The following is a 20,047-nucleotide window of genomic DNA, read 5'->3' on the forward strand; positions in this document are numbered from 1 at the left end:
TTTTTAATGTTACTGCCAATTCCTCAAAATAATTCAGGTTTTAGGAAGGCGGCAAGCCTGCTCACCCCAGGAGCTTACTGAAGTAAGTGACTGGGGTGAGCAGGCGCAGCCAACGCACATAAAACCTGAAGTATGAAGAGGATGGGTTCCCTCACCCCATTTTTAAAAAAGGCCTTTATGATCAACTTCTCTGCTCGTCAGCGCATGCATGCGCTATTCTGGCTGTCGCTGTTTCACCTGCTGGTGATTACCTCCAGTAACTATCTGGTGCAGCTGCCGGTCGCGATTTTCGGTTTCCACACCACCTGGGGTGCGTTTAGCTTCCCGTTTATTTTTCTCGCCACCGATCTCACCGTGCGTATTTTTGGCGCACCGCTGGCACGGCGCATTATCCTTGCGGTGATGATTCCGGCGCTGTTTATCTCCTACATCGTGTCATGCGTGTTTTATCAGGGCGCGTGGCAGGGCTGGGCCTCGCTGCAGGAGGTCAATCTGTTCGTGGCGCGTATCGCCTGCGCCAGCTTTATGGCCTATGCGCTGGGGCAGATCCTTGACGTGCACGTGTTTAACCGCCTGCGTAAACTGCCGCAGTGGTGGATTGCGCCTGCCTGCGCCATGTTCCTCGGCAACATCAGCGATACGCTGGCCTTCTTCTTTATCGCCTTTTATAAGAGTCCGGACCCGTTCATGGCCAGCCACTGGGTGGAGATCGCACTGGTGGATTACAGCTTCAAAGTGCTGATCTGCATGGTTTTCTTCCTGCCTGCTTACGGAGTTCTGCTCAATGCGGCACTTAAGCGCCTGGCGGAACGTTCGGCTCAGCGCCAGATGAATTTCGGCTAATTGAACGTAGACGAAACGCCACGGCACGCTAAGATTTCCTGACAAAGCGCTGATTGCTTTTAAGCACCGATTCCGTTTTGATAACGGCTGATGGAAACCTTACGAAGGGATAAGAATGCGTAACTTAGTGAAATATGCGGGCATCGGCCTGCTGGTGTTAGGCCTGGCGGCGTGTGATCAGAAGAAAGACGACACGGCGGCAAACAGCAACGGCGCCAGCGCCAGTCAGTCAGCACAGACGGTGAACCTGATGGACGGTAAGTTGAGTTTCAGCCTGCCAGCAGGCATGTCGGATAAGAGCGGCAAGCTGGGTTCGGAATCCACCAATATGCACGTGTATGCCGATGAAACCGGCCAGCGCGCAATTATCGTGATTGCGGGCGATCCGACCAGTGAAGCACTGGATGCGCTGGCTCAGCGTCTGGAGCAGCAGCAGCGCAACCGCGATCCGCAGCTGCAGGTGGTGTCGAACAAAGCGGTGACGCTGAAAGACCAGCCGGCACAGCAGCTGGATACGGTGATTTCCGCCAATAACCAGACCTCCTGGTCCTCGGTTATTCTGGCGAAGGTGGACGGTAAACTGCTGACGCTGCAGATCACCCTGCCCGCCGACAATCAGCAGCAGGCGCAGAGCGATGCCGATGCGATTGTGAAGAGTATTACTCTGAAGTAAGCCGTTACCAGGTGCGCATTAATGCGCACCCTACGACAAACAGCAAAGGTTGTGGGATTGAGCCAGTTGCGCATCAATGCGCACCCTGTGACAAACAGCAACGGTTGTGGGATTGTGCCAGTTGCGCATTAATGCGCACCCTGTGACAAACAGCAGCGGTTGTGGGATTGTATCCGATGCGCATCAATGCGCATCGGGCCATATTTTGTAGGGTCGCCATTCATGGCGACCTTTTTTATAACCTCACCGGCGAAATATGCCAGATCTCATCCGCGTACTCCTGAATGGTACGGTCGGCGGAGAAATAACCCATATTGGCGATGTTCAGCGCCGCACGCCGCTGCCACTCTTCCGGCTGACGATAAAGCTTATCCACCTTATCCTGGGTATCCACGTAACTGCGGTAATCAGCCAGCAGCTGATAGTGATCGCCAAAGTTGACCAGCGCGTCGAACAGGTTACGGTAGCGCCCCGGCTCCTGCGGGCTGAAGACGCCGCTGGCGATTTGCGTCAGCGCCTGGTGCAGTTCCGCATCCTCTTCATAGTATTTGCGCGGGTTATAGCCCTCAGTGCGCAGCTTCTCCACCTGCGGCGTGGTGTTGCCGAAGATAAAGATATTCTCTGCGCCGACGTGCTCGCGCATCTCCACGTTGGCCCCGTCCAGCGTACCGATGGTCAGCGCGCCGTTTAGCGCAAATTTCATGTTACTGGTGCCGGAGGCTTCGGTGCCGGCGGTAGAGATCTGCTCGGAGAGATCCGCCGCCGGAATGATGATCTGCGCCAGGCTGACGCCGTAGTTAGGGATAAACACCACCTTCAGCTTGTTCTTCACCTGCGGATCGTTGTTGATCACGTTGGCGACATCGTTGATCAAGTGAATGATGTGCTTGGCGACGTAATAGGCCGACGCCGCTTTCCCGGCGAAGATATTGACGCGCGGCACCCACTCTGCGGTCGGATCGGCTTTGATGCGGTTGTAACGCGTGATGACGTGCAGCACGTTCAGCAGCTGACGTTTGTATTCGTGAATACGCTTGATCTGCACGTCGAACAGCGCCTGCGGATCCAGCACGATATCCATATTCTTCGCCACCCACTCCGCGAGGCGCTTTTTGTTGGCGAACTTGGCATCGGCAATCTGTTCAATAAACGCCGGATAGTCAATGTGCGGCACCAGCTCGCTCAGCTGAGCCAGATCGGTACGCCAGGTGCGGCCAATCGCGTCATCCAGCACCTCTGACAAGGCCGGGTTGGCCAGCGCCAGCCAGCGGCGCGGCGTCACGCCGTTGGTTTTATTGCAGAAGCGCCCCGGGAACAGGCGGGCAAAATCGGCGAACAGCGACTGCACCATCAGATTAGAGTGCAGCTCCGACACGCCGTTGACCTTGTGGCTAACCACCACCGCCAGCCACGCCATGCGGATGCGGCGACCATCGTTTTCGTCGATGATCGAGATGCGCGCCATCAGATCCCAGTCGTCCGGATAGTAGTCCTGAATGGTCTTCAGGAAGTAGTCATTGATTTCGAAAATGATGCTGAGGTGACGCGGCAGGATCTTGCCGATCATGTCCACCGGCCAGGTCTCCAGCGCTTCGCTCATCAGCGTATGGTTGGTGTACGAGAACACCTGGCAGGTGACTTCAAAGGCGTCGTCCCAGGTAAACTTGTGCTCATCAATCAGCAGACGCATCAGCTCGGGAATCGCCAGCACCGGATGGGTATCGTTGAGGTGGATGGCAATTTTGTCGGCCAGGTTGTCCCAGGTTTCATGCATCTGCCAGTGGCGATTGAGGATATCCTGCACCGTGGCGGAGACGAGAAAATACTCCTGGCGCAGACGCAGCTCGCGTCCGGAGTAGGTCGAGTCATCGGGATAGAGCACGCGCGACACGTTCTCCGAGTGGTTTTTATCTTCCACCGCCGCGAAGTAGTCGCCCTGATTAAACTTGCCGAGGTTGATTTCGTTACTGGCCTGCGCGCCCCACAGCCGCAGCGTGTTGGTGGCATCGGTGTCGAAGCCAGGGATGATCTGATCGTAGGCCATCGCCACGATCTCTTCGGTCTCAACCCAGCGCACCCGGCTGCCTTCATGCTGCAACCGCCCGCCAAAACGCACTTTGTAGCGGGTGTTAAAGCGCTGGAACTCCCACGGGTTGCCGTACTCCAGCCAGTAATCCGGCGATTCACGCTGCTGGCCGTCAACAATGTTCTGTTTGAACATGCCGTAATCGTAGCGAATGCCGTAGCCGCGCCCGGGCAGGCCCAGCGTGGCCAGCGAGTCGAGGAAGCAGGCCGCCAGCCGGCCAAGACCGCCGTTGCCGAGCCCGGGGTCGTTCTCTTCTTCCATCAGCTCGCTGAGGTCGAGTCCCATCTCATCCAGCGCCTGGTTGAGATCGTCATAGATGCCCATCGCCAGCAAGGCATTGCCCAGCGTACGCCCCATCAGGAACTCCATCGACAGGTAATAAACCTGGCGCACATCCTGCGACAGCTGCGCACGGCTGGAGCGCAGCCAGCGCTCCACCATGCGATCGCGTACCGCCAGCAGCGCGGCGTTCAGCCACTCATGCTTGTTGGCGATCGACGGATCTTTACCAATGGTAAACATCAGCTTATAGGCGATTGAGTGCTTGAGGGCGTCAACCGTCAGCGTGGGTGAGGCATAGGTGAAAGGTGCGTTCATATGCGGTATCCCAATCTCTCATTACAGCAAGCGTTGATAAAGATCGCGGTAGGCTTGTGCTGCCACCTGCCAACTAAAATCCATCCCCATCGCCTGGCGCTGAACATAACGCCAGAGTGAAGGACGGGACCATAAAACAAAAGCACGACGAATCGCGCGCAGCAGTGACCAGGCATTGCTGTCTTCGAAGCTGAAGCCGCTGGCCACGCCGTCGGCGAGGTTTTCCAGCGAGCTGTCCTGTACGGTATCCGCCAGTCCACCGGTGCGCCTGACCAGCGGCAGCGTGCCATATTTCAGGCCGTACAACTGCGTCAGACCGCACGGTTCGAAACGGCTGGGCACCATAATGACGTCCGCACCACCGACAATGCGGTGCGAAAACGCTTCGTGATAACCAATTTGCACGCCGACGCTGCCCGGATGTTCAGCGGCTGCGGCGAGGAAGCCCTGCTGCAGTTCCGCATCGCCCTGGCCCAGCAGCACCAGTTGCCCGCCCTGCGCCAGCAGTCCCGGCAGTGCTTCGAGCACCAGATCCAGCCCTTTCTGTTTGGTTAAACGGCTGATAACGCAGAACACCGGTACTTTGTCATCGACCTTCAGCCCCATGGCAATCTGCAGCTGACGTTTATTCTCCGCTTTGCTCTCCAGCGTGTCGCGGTCGTAGCGGGCGGTCAGCAGCAGGTCGTGTGCCGGATCCCAGATGCCGGGATCGACGCCGTTGAGAATCCCGCTCAGCCGTCCTTCGCGCAGCCGCTGCTCCAGCAGCGCTTCCATGCCGTAGCCGAACTCCGGCCGGGTGATCTCCAGCGCATAGGTCGGGCTGACGGCAGTTATATGATCGGCATAAAACAGGCCGGCCTTTAGGTAAGAAATCTGGCCGTAGAATTCCAGCCCGTGCATTTCAAAATAGGCGCGCGGGATCTGGATTTCGTCCAGATGCCGCGCGGAAAACAGCCCCTGATACGCCAGGTTATGCACGGTAAACACCGTTTTCGCCGGACGTCCGCGTGCGGCGATATAGGCCGGTGCCAGACCGGCGTGCCAGTCGTGCGCGTGCACAATGTCCGGCTGCCAGTAAGTATCCAGCCCGCTGGCCAGCTCGGCCGCCATCCAGCCGAGCAGCGCAAAGCGCAGGTAGTTATCGACATAGGCAAACTGCGACGTATCGTGGTACGGACTGCCGGGACGATCGTACAGTCCCGGCGCATCAATCAAATATATCCCCACGCCGTTGAAGGGCCCAAACAGCAAGCGGACCGGCCCGGCAAAGGTTTGCAGCTCCGCCACCACTTCGGTATCAGGAATCCCTTTACGCAGATCCGGAAACGCCGGAATCAGCACCCGCGTGTCCATACCTTCGGCAATTTGTGCCTGAGGCAATGCGCCGACGACATCAGCCAGTCCGCCGGTTTTTAGCAGCGGGAAAAGCTCTGAACAGACATGTAAAACCTGCATCCTGAACCCCTATTGTGTTATCGCCCGCGTTCCACGCGGCAATGTTCTTTGCCTTTCGTCACTTACTGACCCGCAGCGGCCAATTTGGCCAGCATGGCGCGCGTCACCAGTACGATGCCCTCTTCTGAACGGTAAAAACGGCGACTATCCTCATCCGGATTTTCGCCAATCACCATGCCTTCCGGAATGACGCAGGCACGGTCTATGACGCAGCGACGCAAACGGCACGATCGCCCGATAACCACATCGGGCAGCAGCACCGCCGAATCAATATTGCAAAACGAGTTAACGCGCACGCGCGGGAACAGCACCGAATTCACCACCACCGAGCCGGAAATAATGCAGCCGCCGGAGACCAGCGAGTTCATGGTCATGCCGTGACTGCCGGATCGATCCTGGACAAATTTGGCCGGCGGCAGCGGCTCCATGTGGGTACGAATCGGCCATTCGTGGTCATACATATCGAGTTCGGGCGTCACCGAGGCCAGATCGAGGTTGGCGCGCCAGTAAGCTTCCAGCGTACCGACGTCGCGCCAGTAAGGTTCCGCGTTTTCGTCGTTCTGTACGCACGACAGCGTGAAGGAGTGCGCGTAGGCTTCGCCGCTGGCGACGATCTTCGGCAGCAGATCTTTACCGAAATCGTGGCTTGAGTCGGCGATCTGCAAATCCTCCTCCAGCAGCTCATAGAGGTAATCGGCGTTGAACACGTAAATGCCCATGCTGGCCAGCGCTTTGCTGTCGTCGCCCGGCATGGACGGCGGCTGCGCCGGTTTCTCAACGAAATCGATTACATTGTTGTCCGCATCGACTGCCATCACGCCAAACGCGGTGGCCTCATGCAGCGGTACGGGCAGACAGGCGATGGTGCACTTGGCGCCACGATCGGCGTGGTCGAGCAGCATGCGCGAGTAATCCATTTTGTAGATGTGATCCCCGGCGAGAATCACGATGTACTGCGCGTTATAGCGGCGAATGATGTCGAGATTCTGCGTGACCGCATCGGCGGTACCGCGATACCAGTGTTCGGTCGAGGCGCGCTGCTGCGCCGGCAGCAGATCGACAAACTCATTCATCTCTTCGTTGAACAATGACCAGCCGCGCTGAATGTGCTGCGTCAGCGTATGTGACTGATATTGGGTGATGACGCCGATGCGCCGAATCCCGGAGTTGATACAGTTGGAGAGCGCAAAGTCGATGATGCGGAACTTGCCGCCGAAGTGCACGGCAGGCTTGGCGCGTTTGGCGGTAAGATCTTTCAGGCGCGTACCGCGCCCGCCAGCAAGGATCAGGGCAACCGTCTGTGTAGGGAGCTGGCGCGCCAGCATCAGGGGGTCGTTTCTATCTAATTTCACCATGTCTGACTCCTTATGATTGCTTTAGGAACACACACACGCCGTGTGCGGGCCCGTGCCAGACAGTTGTCAGGATGGGGTTATCTTCCCCGGCGAAAGGAGGAATGGCTCGCCATTCTCCGTCTGGTAAGGCAAGGTCACTCACCGAATCCGTGGCGTTTATCGTTAGTAACCAGCGGCCGGAGAGCAGGATCTGCAGTCTGTGCATCCCCTGTTCCCACTCATCCCTTTCCAGTGGTTTGCCGCTGGCATTCAACCACTGCACGTTACCATCGCCCTCCTGCCACCAGCTGTCCTGCGTCAGCGCGGGAATATGCTGACGCAGCCGGATTAACGCGGCAGTGAAGTCGACCAGTCCAAAATCATCCTGTTGCCAGTTCAGCCAGGTGAGTGGGTTATCCTGACAGTACGCATTATTGTTGCCGTGCTGGCTGTGACCGCGTTCGTCACCGGCCAGCAGCATCGGCGTGCCCTGCGCCAGCAGCAGCGTGGTCAGCAATGCGTGCACGCTGCGCCGCCGCCGCTCGACCACATCGAAGTTGCCCTGCAGCCCTTCAAAACCATGGTTATGGCTGAAATTACTGCTGCTGCCGTCGCGATTATCTTCGCCGTTGGCCTGATTATGCTTCTGGTTATAACTCACCACGTCACGCAGCGTGAAGCCGTCGTGCGCGGTGATCAGATTAATGCTGGCGTGCGGCAGACGCGCCGCGCGCTGAAATACATCGCTGGAGCCGGCAAAGCGGCGGGCAAAATCACCGTTACTCAACTCACCGTGCAGCCAGTAGCGGCGCGCCGTATCGCGAAAGTGGTCGTTCCATTCGGCGAAGCCGGGCGGAAAGTTGCCCACCTGATAGCCGCCGGGCCCGATATCCCAGGGTTCAGCGATCAGCTTCACCTGCGACAGCACCGGACAGGCCTGCATGGCCACAAACAACGGCGCATCCTGGCGATAATCCGGCGTGCGCCCGAGCACGCTGGCCAGATCGAAACGAAAGCCGTCAACGTGGCAGGTTTGCACCCAGTAACGCAGCGCGCCCAGCGCCCAGTCAAGCACCTGCGGATCGCTGAGGTTCAGCGTATTACCGCAGCCGGTCCAGTTGTGATATTCACCGTTATCGCCCAGCCAGTAATAGCTGGCATTGTCGACGCCGCGCAGCGACAGCGTCGGACCAATCTCCTCCAGCTCGGCGCTGTGGTTGAACACCACGTCCAGAATCACTTCAATGCCCGCCGCGTGCAGCGCTTTTACCGCCTGCTGAAACTCCTGCAGCGGCGTCTGGCCCGCTTCACCCGCCGCGTAATGCGGATGCAGCGCCCACAGCGCAAACGGGTTGTAGCCCCAGTAGTTGCTCAGGCCGAGCCGTTGCAGGCGCGGTTCGCTGGCAAACGCGGCTATCGGCAGCAGCTCCAGCGCGGTGATACCCAGCCGGCGCAGATAGCTCACCATAGCAGGATGCCCCAGCGCCGCATATGTCCCGCGTAGCCTTTCCGGAATTTCCGGATGCTGCTGCGTCAGGCCGCGTACGTGCGCCTCGTAAATCACCGTTTTGCCCCACGGCGTGCGCGGCGCACAATCGTCCTGCCAGTCAAAATCGTCGGCGATCACCAGCGATTTGGGTGCCACCGCGGCGCTGTCGGCATCATCCTGCTGCCACTCTCCACCCAGCAGGCGCGCGTCGTCTGGCACCGCGCCGCATACCGCTTTGGCACAGGGATCGACCAGCAGTTTGGCCGGATTGAAACGATGACCGCGCTCTGGCTGCCACGGCCCATGCACGCGGTAGCCATAGCGCTGGCCCGGCTTTAGCGTCGGAACATAGCCGTGCCAGATGTCACCGCTGCGCGCCGGCAGAGGGAAGCGTTGTTCACTCCCCTGTTCATCAAACAGGCACAACTCCACCCGCTCCGCGTGGCGCGAGAACAGCGTAAAGTTGACGCCGCGCCCGTCACAATGGGCACCCGGCGGTACCGGCTGGCCCGGCTGGAGCATCAATCGCCCTCCCGCACCAGCCACAGTGTGGCGAGCGGCGGCAGCGTCAGGCTTAGCGACTGCGCGCGCCCGTGGCTGGCGATGTCATCGGTATGTACGATACCGTGATTGCGCAGATCGCTGCCGTGATAATCATGCTGATCGGTGTTCAGCACTTCGCGCCAGCCGCCACGCTGATTCACGCCGAAGCGATAGTTGTGGCGCGGCACCGGCGTAAAGTTACTGGCGACAATCAGTTCGTTGCCCTCGCGGTCGCGGCGCACAAACACAAAGACCGAGTTTTCGTGATCGTCGACCACCAGCCACTCGAAGCCGCTGGCATCGAAATCGAGCTGATAGAGCGGCGAAAAGTGGCGATAGCTGTGGTTCAGGTCACGTACCAGACGCTGCACGCCGTGGTGCCAGTTATCCAGCCCCTCCAGCAGATGCCAGTCGAGGCTGGTGTCGTGGTTCCATTCCCGCCCCTGAGCGAATTCGTTGCCCATAAACTGCAGTTTTTTGCCGGGAAAGCCCCACATCCAGCCGTAATAGGCGCGCAGGTTGGCAAACTTCTGCCAGGTATCACCCGGCATGCGGTCAAGGATCGACTTTTTGCCGTGTACCACTTCGTCGTGCGACAGCGGCAGCACAAAGTTTTCCGTGTAGTTGTACAGCATGCCGAAGGTCATCAGCTGATGATGGTAGCGGCGATGCACCGGATCGAGCTTCATGTAGTCGAGGGTGTCGTGCATCCAGCCGAGGTTCCATTTGAACCAGAAGCCCAGGCCGCCATCTTCGGATGGCCGCGTCACGCCCGGATAATCGGTAGACTCTTCCGCCACGCTGATGCTGCCGGGTGCGGCGCGGCCCAGCGTGCGATTGGTATGGCGCAGGAAGGCGATGGCTTCGAGGTTTTCACGGCCGCCAAACTGGTTAGGTACCCACTCACCCTCTTTGCGGCTGTAGTCGCGATAGATCATCGACGCCACCGCATCGACGCGCAAGCCATCAATGCCGAAGCGCTCCATCCAGTACAGCGCATTGCCGGAGAGATAGTTGCTGACCTCACGTCGGCCAAAGTTGTAGATCAGCGTATTCCAGTCCTGATGGTAGCCTTCGCGCGGATCGCTGTGCTCGTACAGCTCGGTACCGTCGAATTTGGCGAGGCCAAAATCGTCGCTGGGGAAATGGCCCGGCACCCAGTCGAGCAGCACGTTGAGACCCGCCTCGTGGGCAGCGGCGATAAAGTGACGAAACTCATCGCGCGTGCCGAAGCGGCGCGTCGGCGCGTACATGCCGAGTGGCTGATAGCCCCAGCTGCCGTCGAACGGATGCTCGTTGATCGGTAACAGTTCGATATGGGTAAACCCCATCTCTTTGACATAGGGCACCAGCTGTTCGGCCAGCTCTTTGTAACTCAGCCAGAAATTGTTGTCGGTGTGGCGACGCCACGAACCGAGATGCACCTCGTAAATGGAGATCGGCTGGTCAAAGCCGTTGGCGATTTTGCGCTGTGGCTGCATCTCCAGCTTCGGCGGCAGGCCGCAGATCATCGAGGCGGTCTGCGGGCGCATTTGCGCCTCGAAGGCGAACGGATCGGCTTTGATGCGCATCTGACCGTGCGCATCAATGATCTCGAATTTATACAGCTGGCCGTTAACCGCGCCGGGGACAAACAGCTCCCAGATGCCGAGTTCGCGGCGGAAACGCATCGGATGGCGGCGACCATCCCAGAAGTTAAACTCGCCCACCACCGAAACGCGCTGCGCGTTCGGGGCCCAGACGGCGAAGCGCGTGCCGGCGACGCCATCAATGGTGGTGCCGTGCGCGCCGAGCGTTTCATACGGCCGCAGGTGCGTGCCTTCGGCCAGCAGCCAGGCATCCATCTCCGCCAGCAGCGGGCCAAAGCGGTAGGCATCGTCGATCAGGTTTTGCTGGCCGTGCCAGTTGACTGCCAGCTGGTAGCGAAACAGGTTTTTACGGCGCGGGATCACGCCGCTGAAGAAGCCGCGCGAATCAAGACATTTAAGCTGGGCGCATTTGCGGCCGGTGTTGGTTTCAATCACCCAGACTTCGGATGCATCCGGTAACAGCGCACGCACTTCAAGACCTTGTGTGGTCTGGTGCATCCCCAGTACTGAGAAGGGGTCGGCATAATTCCCGGCGAAAAGGGCATTGATCGCATGGCGATCGGGAAGCTCTGACATGACTTTCTTCCTATGATTTTTTACGCAGGCGACCGGAGAGACAGGATTGTCGCTATAGGTGCGCTGCTTTTCATGAGCCATACATACAGCAGCAAGGAAGGACACCCTCCGTGGGAAAGATCCTGGCCGTGTACAACAACTATTCCATTCGCAAAGTAAAAACAGTTAACAACCGGCACATCACTGTTAAATCATAGCTTGGGGTTGGCAGAAGCCAGGGTGGAACGCAAAAAATTGTTATCGGGCGAGCAAAAAGGGGAAGCTGATCACTTGTCGGGCGCAATTTGGGTTAAGTTTTGCACTCCCGTGGAAAGAAAAAAGGCCGGGAAACCCCGGCCTGTCTGGCTTCGCGCTGCGCTTAGTCGATCAGCAAACGCAGCATGCGACGCAGCGGTTCGGCAGCGCCCCACAGTAACTGATCGCCGACGGTGAAGGCCGACAGATACTCCGGTCCCATGTTCAGCTTACGCAGACGGCCCACCGGCGTGGTCAGCGTACCGGTCACCGCAGCAGGCGTCAGTTCACGCATGGTGATGTCGCGATCGTTCGGCACCACTTTCACCCACTCGTTGTGCGCGGCCAGCAGCTGTTCGATTTCGTTCAGCGGCACATCTTTCTTCAGCTTCAACGTGAACGCCTGGCTGTGGCAGCGCAACGCGCCGACGCGCACGCACAGGCCATCGACCGGAATGGTGTGACGGGTCGAGAGAATTTTGTTGGTCTCCGCCTGGCCTTTCCACTCTTCGCGGCTCTGGCCGTTGTCCAGCTGCTTGTCGATCCACGGGATCAGGCTGCCGGCCAGCGGTACGCCGAAGTTGTCGGTCGGCAGCGTGCCGGAACGGGTAAAGTCAGTCACGCTGCGCTCAATGTCGAGAATGGCGGAGGCCGGATTTTGCAGCGAAGTCGCAACGTGGTCGTGCAGCATGCCCATCTGGGTCAACAGTTCGCGCATATGGCGCGCGCCGCCGCCGGAGGCCGCCTGATACGTCGCGACGGAGGCCCACTCGACCAGGTCGTTAGCGAACAGTCCGCCCAGCGACATCAGCATCAGGCTGACGGTGCAGTTACCGCCGACAAAGGTTTTGATGCCGCTGTCGAGGCCCTGACGAATCACCTGATGGTTGACCGGATCAAGAATAATGATGGCGTCATCTTTCATGCGCAGCGTGGAGGCCGCATCAATCCAGTAGCCCTGCCAGCCGCTCTCGCGCAGCTTCGGGTAGACTTCACTGGTATAATCGCCGCCCTGGCAGGTAATGATGATATCCAGCGCCTTCAGCGCCTCAATATCAAACGCATCCTGCAGCGCACCGGTCGACTTACCGCCAAACGTCGGCGCAGCCTGACCCAGTTGCGAAGTGGAGAAGAAGACCGGATTGATCACATCGAAATCGCGTTCTTCGCTCATACGTGACATCAGCACAGAGCCGACCATGCCACGCCAACCAACAAAACCTACATTCTTCATTTTCTGTCCGTCTCAGGAACTCGGGCCGGGGCCTGGGTGGTGCGAAAAAAGACCAGCGCCAGCAATGCGCCAGTCTGCGTAATAATCAGGTTTACCTATGACCCACAACTCTACAAAATGCAGCACTTCTGGCAAGTGAATTAATTCGATTGCGCTAACTTTTTCAGCAGTACAACTTATAACGGCTGTGGCCGACCTGAAGGGATGGTTTACCTCTGATGACTGAAATGATATCCGCGACCATATTGTTGCTGTTGATTATGGACCCGCTGGGCAACCTGCCGATTTTCATGTCGGTGCTAAAGCACCTGGAGCCGAAGCGCCGCCGCGTGGTGCTGATGCGCGAGATGCTGATCGCCTTGATTCTGATGCTGCTGTTCCTGTTCGCCGGTGAACGCATCCTGGCGTTTCTTAATCTGCGCACCGAAACGGTATCGATTTCCGGCGGCATCATTCTGTTTCTGATCGCCATTCGCATGATTTTTCCGTCCGGCGAGACCAGCACCAGCGGCCTGCCCGCCGGCGAAGAGCCGTTCCTGGTGCCGCTGGCGATCCCACTGGTCGCCGGGCCCTCGCTGCTCGCCACCCTGATGCTGCTGTCACACCAGTATCCCAATCAGATGACGCACCTGGTCGGCGCCCTGCTGATTGCCTGGGGCGTCACGGTGGTGATTCTGCTGATGTCCGGCCTGTTCCTGCGCCTGCTGGGGGATAAAGGCGTCAACGCGCTGGAGCGATTAATGGGTTTGATCCTGATTATGCTGGCGACGCAGATGTTCCTGGACGGTATTCGGGTTTACCTGAAGTTATAGCGTTTCGCATGCTGGCGGCGCTAATTAATAATACCAGGAATAGCATGAGTCAACGCATGTTATTGCCTGGTATTCTATAGACAACATTCAGGTTCACAACACGCGTTATCCGTTTTATCGTAAAATCGCTATTTTACGTGTTTTTCGACAGTGAACAGCTTGCGGTCTCTCATCTTTTTTGTGGTGGTTAGAATAAAATGGCGCGGACTCTCTTACTAACATCCATAAAGAATGGATTGATTAAGACGTTTGATTATAGTGGCAAAGATAGCCGCTTATGCTATATCATTTTTATGATGTTCCAGATTATCTGGTTTTGTTGTTATCTCAGTGTGTTCGCTTCATCCACGAATGAAATAGCATGGATTCCTTTACTGCTTTTCGTTCTGCCATCGCTGGCTTGTGGCAGCAGAAGAATAAACGATGCGGGATATTCACGGGGAGTGTTTATTCTTTTGATCGTTGCGCCTTATTTACTGTTTCCCTTTCTGGCTTTTCCTGCATCAGTAAAAAAAGAATAAAACGGGCCGGCCCGTGTAGGGGTTCCTGGTGCTTGCATATTTATATGAGGTGAGGATTAGTGCGCCAGTGGAATATTTTTGAATGACTATTTATGACGCCATGATGTCCGTTGAGTGTTTGCGGTCGCCATGAATGGCGACCCTACAAGATTATTGCGCGTTTTGCAGAGGGCGGATTTATTGCGCCCCTGCAAGATCATTGCGCGTTTTGGTAGGGTGCGCATTTATGCGCACCGGTATCAACAGGACGATGGTGCGTAACCGATCGTCATTGATGACCACCGGTACGCATGCCCCGTTATTTCTGCTTCTTCTCAATCGTTTTACCCGACCAGTAACCCGCCAGCAGGGAACCGGACAGGTTGTGCCACACCGAGAACAGTGCGCCGGGCAGTGCGGCCAGCGGTGAGAAGTACAGTTTGCCTAGCGTGGCCGCCAGTCCGGAATTCTGCATACCGACTTCCAGCGCCAGCGTGCGGCAGGTGGATTCGTCAAAGCCAAACAGCTTGCCACCCCAGTAGCCGCCGAGCAGCCCAATGGCGTTGTGCAGGATTACCGCCGCGATCACCATCAGCCCTACCGAGCCGATAAAGCCCTGGCTACCGGCGACCACCGCGCTGATGATCAGCAGAATACACACCATCGAAAACGCCGGCAGATACGGCTCAACGCGGCGCACCACGCTGTTCATGGAGTGGTGAATAATCAGGCCAAGCCCAATCGGGATCACCACGATTTTGACGATGCTGAGCAGCATGCCCACCACATCGACCTGAATGTGGGTATCTACGTAAAAGCGCGTCAGCAGCGGCGTCGCGAACACGCCCACCAGCGCCGAAACCGACGAGATGGTCACCGACAGCGCCACGTCGCCCTTCGCCAGATAAATCATCACGTTCGAGGCTGTCCCGCTGGCCACGCTGCCGACCAGAATCATCCCGGCGGCCAGATCCGGCGGCATCTGGAACAGTTTCGCCAGCGCCCAGGCCGCCAGCGGCATCACCAGATAGTGCAGGAACGTGCCGGCAATCACCGGTGCCGGACGCACCAGCACGCGTTTAAAATCGTCAATGTTGAGCGTCACGCCCATGCCGAACATGATCAGCATCAGCAGGTAGGTTACCCACGGCCCGATGCCGAGGAAGGTGGACGGCGAATAATAGGCTGCAACGGACAGCAGTACGGCCCAGAGCGGAAACAGGCGGGTGAGTTTGGCGAGCATGAAGAAATGTCCTTAGCGTTTTACTTAATTGGTTTTTTGCCACAGATGAATCGGCGTGCGGGGAACGACCGCAGCGACCTGCGCCGGATCATAACATTTCATTATCATAAGCGTGGCCGACGACAGAAAATGCCTATCGGCTGCTAAAGATCGCCGGGCAGACACGGGCATTCCGCTGGCATTTGTCCGAAATAGCGTCAGGCTGAACGGCAGAGATAAAAAAAGCCGGACATTGTCCGGCTTCAGGTAACTTACGCGTCAATTAAGATTCGAACAGATTCTTATGCAGCGCGCGCACCACCTCTTCCGCATCCGGCGTTGGCACCAGGAAGCACAGGTTGTAGCTGCTTGCGCCGTAGCAAATCATGCGCAGGTTAAACGGCTCCAGCGCGCCGAACACCTCTTTGCCGACGCCGCAGGCTTTCGACAGGTTGTTGCCGATGATCGCCACCAGCGCCAGATTCTCTTCCACTTCCACCCGGCACAGGGAAGAGAGCTCGGTCAGCAGCGCCTGGGTCAGCAGGCTGTCGGCGGTGCTGGTTGAACCGGTGGTATCCAGCGTCAGCGCCACGCTCACTTCCGAGGTGGTAACCAGATCAACCGAAATACTGTGGCGCGCCAGGATAGCAAACACTTCCGCCAGGAAACCATGCGCGTGCAGCATGTTCAGGCTGTGCAGTGTCAGCAGCGTCTGTTTGCGCCGCAGCGCCAGTGCGCGGAACAGCGGCGGATTTTTAGTCTCGTTGCAGACGCGCGTGCCGCCCGCCGCCGGATCTTTACTGGAGCCGACAAACACCGGAATATCACTGCGCACCGCCGGCAGCAGCGTCGCCGGATGCAGCACTTTCGCGCCGAAGATCGCCATCTCCGCCGCTTCTTCAAAGGTGATCTCTTCGATGCGTTTCGCCTGCGGCACCACACGCGGGTCGGTGGTGTAGATGCCCGCCACGTCGGTCCAGATATCCACACGCGTCGCCTGCAGCGCTTCGCCGAGCAGCGCAGCGGTGTAATCGCTGCCGCCACGGCCCAGCGTGGTGGTGCGGCCTTTGCCTTCGCTGCCGATGAAGCCCTGCGTGATCACCAGCGCTTCTGCGGTGCGCGGCTGCAGCTGAGCCGCTGCCAGCGTTTTCAGCTCGGCTACATCCGGCTCGGCGCGGCCAAAACGGTCGCTGGTGCGCATCACTTTGCGTACGTCAAACCACTCGGCATTCACCTGGCGCTCGCGCAGGATCTCGACGAACAGCAGGCTCGACATCAGTTCTCCGTGGCTTACCAGCTCATCGGTCAGCGCGGTCGAACGGGCTAATGCCGCCGCTTCCGCCAGCATGATGATGTTCTCCAGCATGCGATCAATCTCCTGACGGATGACGTCCGGCGACTGCAGGCGATCGATGATGGCATATTGAATGGTGCGGATTTGATCCAGCAGATAAGCGCGCTGCTCGAGTTCCTGGCCTTCAGCCAGCGAAACCAGCAGGTTAGTCACGCCCGCCGAGGCAGAGAGCACCACCAGACGGGTATTGGCATCAGACAGCACGACATCCGCGCTGCGGTTCATGGCATCGAAATCGGCAACGCTGGTGCCGCCAAATTTTGCCACGATCAACGATTGAGACATGTAACAAAACCTCGTGTCAGGTTATCTCCTCCCATTCGCGGAAGAGAAGATCGGGTAACAGCCTTGGCACAAGAGAAGAGCAGAATTGGACAGACAAGATCAGGAGATGAGTCACCAAAAGCACTTCACCTTGCGAAACGTCCGACTGCGGACGCTTCTGGTGACAACCCAGAGGATTCAGCCCCTGCAGCCGACAGCACAACACTCCGCGTGTTGCACCACCTCGGCGTCGCACCCCCTGATGTGTTCTCGCTGGATACGGATCCTCAAACACACTGCCTGGGCGACGCGCCTCTTCTGGCTTGCACCCGGAGGTGCAAGTCGCGCGCACAAAATACTGATTAATTGTTCCGCTGTCCAGCCTTGCGGCGCCGGGAAAATTCATTTTTACACTTATGCAGCGCATTGCTAAACAAACCCGGAAGCCGCCAGCCGCCTAAAGTAGTCAGCGGTGCGAAAAAACCGGTGTTTTGCTGATGCCGCGCAGAGTAATGCGCGGCGAACCGGCCGACAATCGCCGCCGGATTTACCTGAAACGCTGCGGCTGGCGTCACAAATTTTTTCCTTTCAGTTGCAACTGTGGTCATACTGAAACGCGTGCAAGCCGTAACAAATGCTCAGCATGCCGGGCCAGACAGGATGCGCCCGGATGGAATGACGGTTCTTATATCAACAAGAGTGTTGCCATGAAAAATATCAATCCGACACAAACCGCAGCCTGGAAAGCGCTGCAGCAGCATTTTGATCAGATGAAATCGGTAGAGATTGCCGACCTGTTTGCGCAGGATGCCGATCGTTTTGCGAAATTCTCTGCCACCTTTGATGATCAGATGCTGGTGGATTTCTCAAAAAACCGCATCACCCAGGAAACCCTCGACAAACTCCAGGCGCTGGCGAAAGAGACCGATCTGGCGGGCGCCATCAAATCCATGTTCTCCGGTGAGAAGATTAACCGCACCGAAGATCGCGCCGTGCTGCACGTGGCCCTGCGCAACCGCAGCAACACACCAATCCTCGTGGATGGCAAAGATGTAATGCCGGAAGTGAACGCGGTGCTGGCGAAGATGAAAGCCTTCTCAGAACGCATCATCAGCGGCGAGTGGAAAGGCTACACCGGCAAGCCGATTACAGATGTGGTGAACATCGGTATCGGCGGTTCAGACCTCGGCCCGTTCATGGTGACCGAAGCGCTGCGTCCGTATAAAAACCACCTCAACATGCATTTTGTTTCCAACGTTGATGGCACGCACATTGCCGAAACGCTGAAACCGCTTAGCCCGGAAACCACGCTGTTCCTCGTGGCGTCGAAAACCTTTACCACGCAGGAAACCATGACCAACGCCCACAGCGCGCGCGACTGGTTCCTGAACACCGCCGGCGATCAGCAGCACGTGGCGAAGCACTTTGCCGCGCTCTCAACCAACGCGAAAGCGGTCGGCGAATTTGGTATTGATACCGCCAACATGTTCGAGTTCTGGGACTGGGTCGGCGGCCGCTACTCACTGTGGTCCGCGATTGGTCTGTCGATCATCCTGTCCATCGGCTTCGAAAACTTCGAACAGCTGCTGAGCGGCGCGCATGCCATGGACCAGCACTTCGCGAACACGCCAGCGGAGCAAAACCTGCCGGTGCTGCTGGCGCTGATCGGTATCTGGTACAACAACTTCTTCGGTGCCGAAACCGAAGCGATTCTGCCGTACGACCAGTACATGCACCGTTTTGCCGCTTACTTCCAGCAGGGCAACATGGAGTCCAACGGTAAGTACGTCGACCGCGACGGCAACCCGGTGGATTACCAGACCGGTCCGATCATCTGGGGTGAACCCGGCACCAACGGGCAGCACGCGTTTTATCAGCTGATCCATCAGGGCACCAAGCTGATTCCATGCGACTTCATTGCGCCGGCGCAGACCCACAACGCGCTGGCCGATCACCACCAGAAGCTGCTGTCCAACTTCTTTGCTCAGACCGAAGCGCTGGCGTTTGGTAAAGCCCGCGAGGTGGTAGAGAAAGAGTTTACCGATGCCGGTAAATCGGCGGAGTCCGTCGCGCATATCGTGCCGTTCAAGGTGTTTGAAGGTAACCGCCCGACCAACTCGATTCTGCTGCGTGAAATTACTCCGTTCAGCCTCGGCGCGCTGATTGCGCTGTACGAGCACAAGATCTTCACTCAGGGCGCGATTCTCAACATCTTTACCTTCGATCAGTGGGGCGTTGAGCTGGGCAAACAGCTGGCTAACCGCATTTTGCCGGAGCTGGAAAACGATGCGCAGATTAACAGCCACGATAGCTCCACCAATGGCTTAATTAATCGCTACAAATCCTGGCGTTAATTTCACCCCCAGGCTCATCAGGCGGCAGCACATGCCGCCTTTTTTGTTCCGATCAACTGCCCCACGGCAAATAAGCGGATTTTGCTGCCACGCTGCGGTTAGATAATTCTTAAAATGCCCTAAGGAAAATCGGAAGATGCCATCATGCGTGGCGGGCTTATCTGATAAAAAATGGATCTGATTTGTCCACCTCACCCACCTAAGCAACTGATTAAATTTGTATTTCTATTTTAACCCTTTCAGGAAAATCTGATTATTCCTATTCCGTGCCATTTTTTAATGCAAAAGTGAAAAATGCTGCTGTGCTATAATGTCCTGCGCAAATATTCCAGCCAGCGAAAAAAGCGCAATTAAAAAAAGCAGCTAACGCCAATTCGCCTTATTTATCACCAGAAACGTCCTGCTTAATCCCCCTCTTTTTCTGGCGCTGAACTCTGGTAATTTGTTGCCCTATACTGAACGCGCCTTCAAGGCTGCCCTGAATACTTCCCCGCTGTCGCCCGGCGGCCCGGGAAACATTATTGCGCGCTGACCACGGTCAGCCAGCTGCATGCGGCCCAGCGGCCATCGGACGGCAGCGTACGGTATGACGGGTAATATCCTTCATTCACGTTTTATCAAGATGCAGGAAACGTTGTTATGAAAAAACTGATGGTTGCCGGTGCAGCCTTACTTTACGTTGCCGTTTCTTCCGCTGCGATTGCCGCACCGGAAGAAGCCGGTGCTGCAGCAGGCGCGCAGGCGGGAGCAATCTCGACCGGTGCGACCACCGCTGTGGGTATCGGCGCACTCGGTGCGTTAGTGGGTCTCGGCGTTGCCGCTGCTGGCGGTGGCGACGGTGCAAATACCGGTACAACAACCACTACCACAACGAGCACCACTCGTTGA

At 57.5% G+C, this 20,047-nt stretch carries 15 protein-coding genes and 1 riboswitch; of the genes, 6 read left to right on the forward strand and 9 right to left on the reverse strand.

Annotation, left to right across the window (positions count from 1 at the left end):
- Nucleotides 1-177: 177 nt before the first annotated feature.
- On the forward strand, nucleotides 178-843 hold the full coding sequence (locus AC6I8F_RS17955) for a 7-cyano-7-deazaguanine/7-aminomethyl-7-deazaguanine transporter (protein WP_021508018.1): 666 nt from the start codon (nucleotides 178-180) through the stop codon (nucleotides 841-843).
- A gap of 115 nt (nucleotides 844-958) precedes the next feature.
- Nucleotides 959-1,516 carry a DcrB family lipoprotein gene (locus AC6I8F_RS17960; RefSeq protein ID WP_059009882.1) on the forward strand — a complete coding sequence of 186 codons (558 nt, stop codon included), beginning with the start codon at nucleotides 959-961 and terminating at the stop codon, nucleotides 1,514-1,516.
- A 235-nt stretch (nucleotides 1,517-1,751) separates the two neighbouring features.
- Here the strand turns inward: AC6I8F_RS17960 and glgP are convergent, their stop codons facing one another.
- From glgP to asd, 6 genes are all read right to left on the reverse strand, one after another.
- Entirely contained in the window at nucleotides 1,752-4,199 is a 2,448-nt protein-coding gene (gene glgP, locus AC6I8F_RS17965; protein WP_058769996.1) for a glycogen phosphorylase, read from the reverse strand.
- 21 nt (nucleotides 4,200-4,220) lie between these two features.
- Nucleotides 4,221-5,654 carry a glycogen synthase GlgA gene (glgA, locus tag AC6I8F_RS17970; RefSeq protein WP_058757589.1) on the reverse strand — a complete coding sequence of 478 codons (1,434 nt, stop codon included), beginning with the start codon at nucleotides 5,652-5,654 and terminating at the stop codon, nucleotides 4,221-4,223.
- A gap of 62 nt (nucleotides 5,655-5,716) precedes the next feature.
- Nucleotides 5,717-7,009 carry a glucose-1-phosphate adenylyltransferase gene (gene glgC / locus AC6I8F_RS17975; protein ID WP_058757590.1) on the reverse strand — a complete coding sequence of 431 codons (1,293 nt, stop codon included), beginning with the start codon at nucleotides 7,007-7,009 and terminating at the stop codon, nucleotides 5,717-5,719.
- A 10-nt stretch (nucleotides 7,010-7,019) separates the two neighbouring features.
- Nucleotides 7,020-8,999, reverse strand: coding sequence for a glycogen debranching protein GlgX (glgX, locus tag AC6I8F_RS17980; protein WP_498028315.1), 1,980 nt, complete (start codon nucleotides 8,997-8,999; stop codon nucleotides 7,020-7,022).
- Complete coding sequence (gene glgB / locus AC6I8F_RS17985; protein WP_058757592.1) at nucleotides 8,999-11,185, reverse strand: 1,4-alpha-glucan branching enzyme; 2,187 nt, start codon at nucleotides 11,183-11,185, stop codon at nucleotides 8,999-9,001. The genes glgX and glgB overlap by 1 nt, the downstream gene beginning before the upstream one ends.
- Before the next feature lie 358 nt (nucleotides 11,186-11,543).
- Nucleotides 11,544-12,653: an aspartate-semialdehyde dehydrogenase gene (asd, locus tag AC6I8F_RS17990; protein WP_031279794.1), complete on the reverse strand. Its 1,110-nt coding sequence runs from the start codon at nucleotides 12,651-12,653 to the stop codon at nucleotides 11,544-11,546.
- A gap of 218 nt (nucleotides 12,654-12,871) precedes the next feature.
- On the opposite strand from asd, the gene AC6I8F_RS17995 reads away from it, so the two are divergent.
- Both AC6I8F_RS17995 and AC6I8F_RS18000 read left to right on the forward strand, forming a co-directional pair.
- The gene (locus AC6I8F_RS17995) at nucleotides 12,872-13,465 is read left to right on the forward strand and encodes a YhgN family NAAT transporter (protein WP_031279795.1); all 594 of its coding nucleotides are present in this window, start codon (nucleotides 12,872-12,874) and stop codon (nucleotides 13,463-13,465) included.
- Between the two features lie 197 nt (nucleotides 13,466-13,662).
- On the forward strand, nucleotides 13,663-13,986 hold the full coding sequence (locus tag AC6I8F_RS18000; protein ID WP_072209939.1) for a DUF805 domain-containing protein: 324 nt from the start codon (nucleotides 13,663-13,665) through the stop codon (nucleotides 13,984-13,986).
- A 298-nt stretch (nucleotides 13,987-14,284) separates the two neighbouring features.
- Here the strand turns inward: AC6I8F_RS18000 and panS are convergent, their stop codons facing one another.
- The 3 genes from panS to AC6I8F_RS18015 all read right to left on the reverse strand — a co-directional run bounded on the left by panS (nucleotide 14,285) and on the right by AC6I8F_RS18015 (nucleotide 17,413).
- Nucleotides 14,285-15,208, reverse strand: a complete 924-nt coding sequence (gene panS, locus AC6I8F_RS18005; protein ID WP_021508027.1) for a ketopantoate/pantoate/pantothenate transporter PanS — start codon at nucleotides 15,206-15,208, stop codon at nucleotides 14,285-14,287.
- A 262-nt stretch (nucleotides 15,209-15,470) separates the two neighbouring features.
- On the reverse strand, nucleotides 15,471-16,826 hold the full coding sequence (lysC, locus tag AC6I8F_RS18010; RefSeq protein WP_021508028.1) for a lysine-sensitive aspartokinase 3: 1,356 nt from the start codon (nucleotides 16,824-16,826) through the stop codon (nucleotides 15,471-15,473).
- 110 nt (nucleotides 16,827-16,936) lie between these two features.
- Nucleotides 16,937-17,131, reverse strand: a riboswitch (Lysine riboswitch).
- A 36-nt stretch (nucleotides 17,132-17,167) separates the two neighbouring features.
- Nucleotides 17,168-17,413, reverse strand: a complete 246-nt coding sequence (locus tag AC6I8F_RS18015) for a hypothetical protein (protein WP_125309290.1) — start codon at nucleotides 17,411-17,413, stop codon at nucleotides 17,168-17,170.
- A 99-nt stretch (nucleotides 17,414-17,512) separates the two neighbouring features.
- Between AC6I8F_RS18015 and pgi the strand changes: the two genes are divergently transcribed.
- Both pgi and yjbE read left to right on the forward strand, forming a co-directional pair.
- Nucleotides 17,513-19,159, forward strand: coding sequence for a glucose-6-phosphate isomerase (pgi, locus tag AC6I8F_RS18020; protein WP_021508030.1), 1,647 nt, complete (start codon nucleotides 17,513-17,515; stop codon nucleotides 19,157-19,159).
- A 639-nt stretch (nucleotides 19,160-19,798) separates the two neighbouring features.
- Entirely contained in the window at nucleotides 19,799-20,047 is a 249-nt protein-coding gene (gene yjbE, locus AC6I8F_RS18025; protein WP_021508031.1) for an exopolysaccharide production protein YjbE, read from the forward strand.

The organism is gamma proteobacterium symbiont of Axiagastus rosmarus (genome assembly GCF_059730925.1).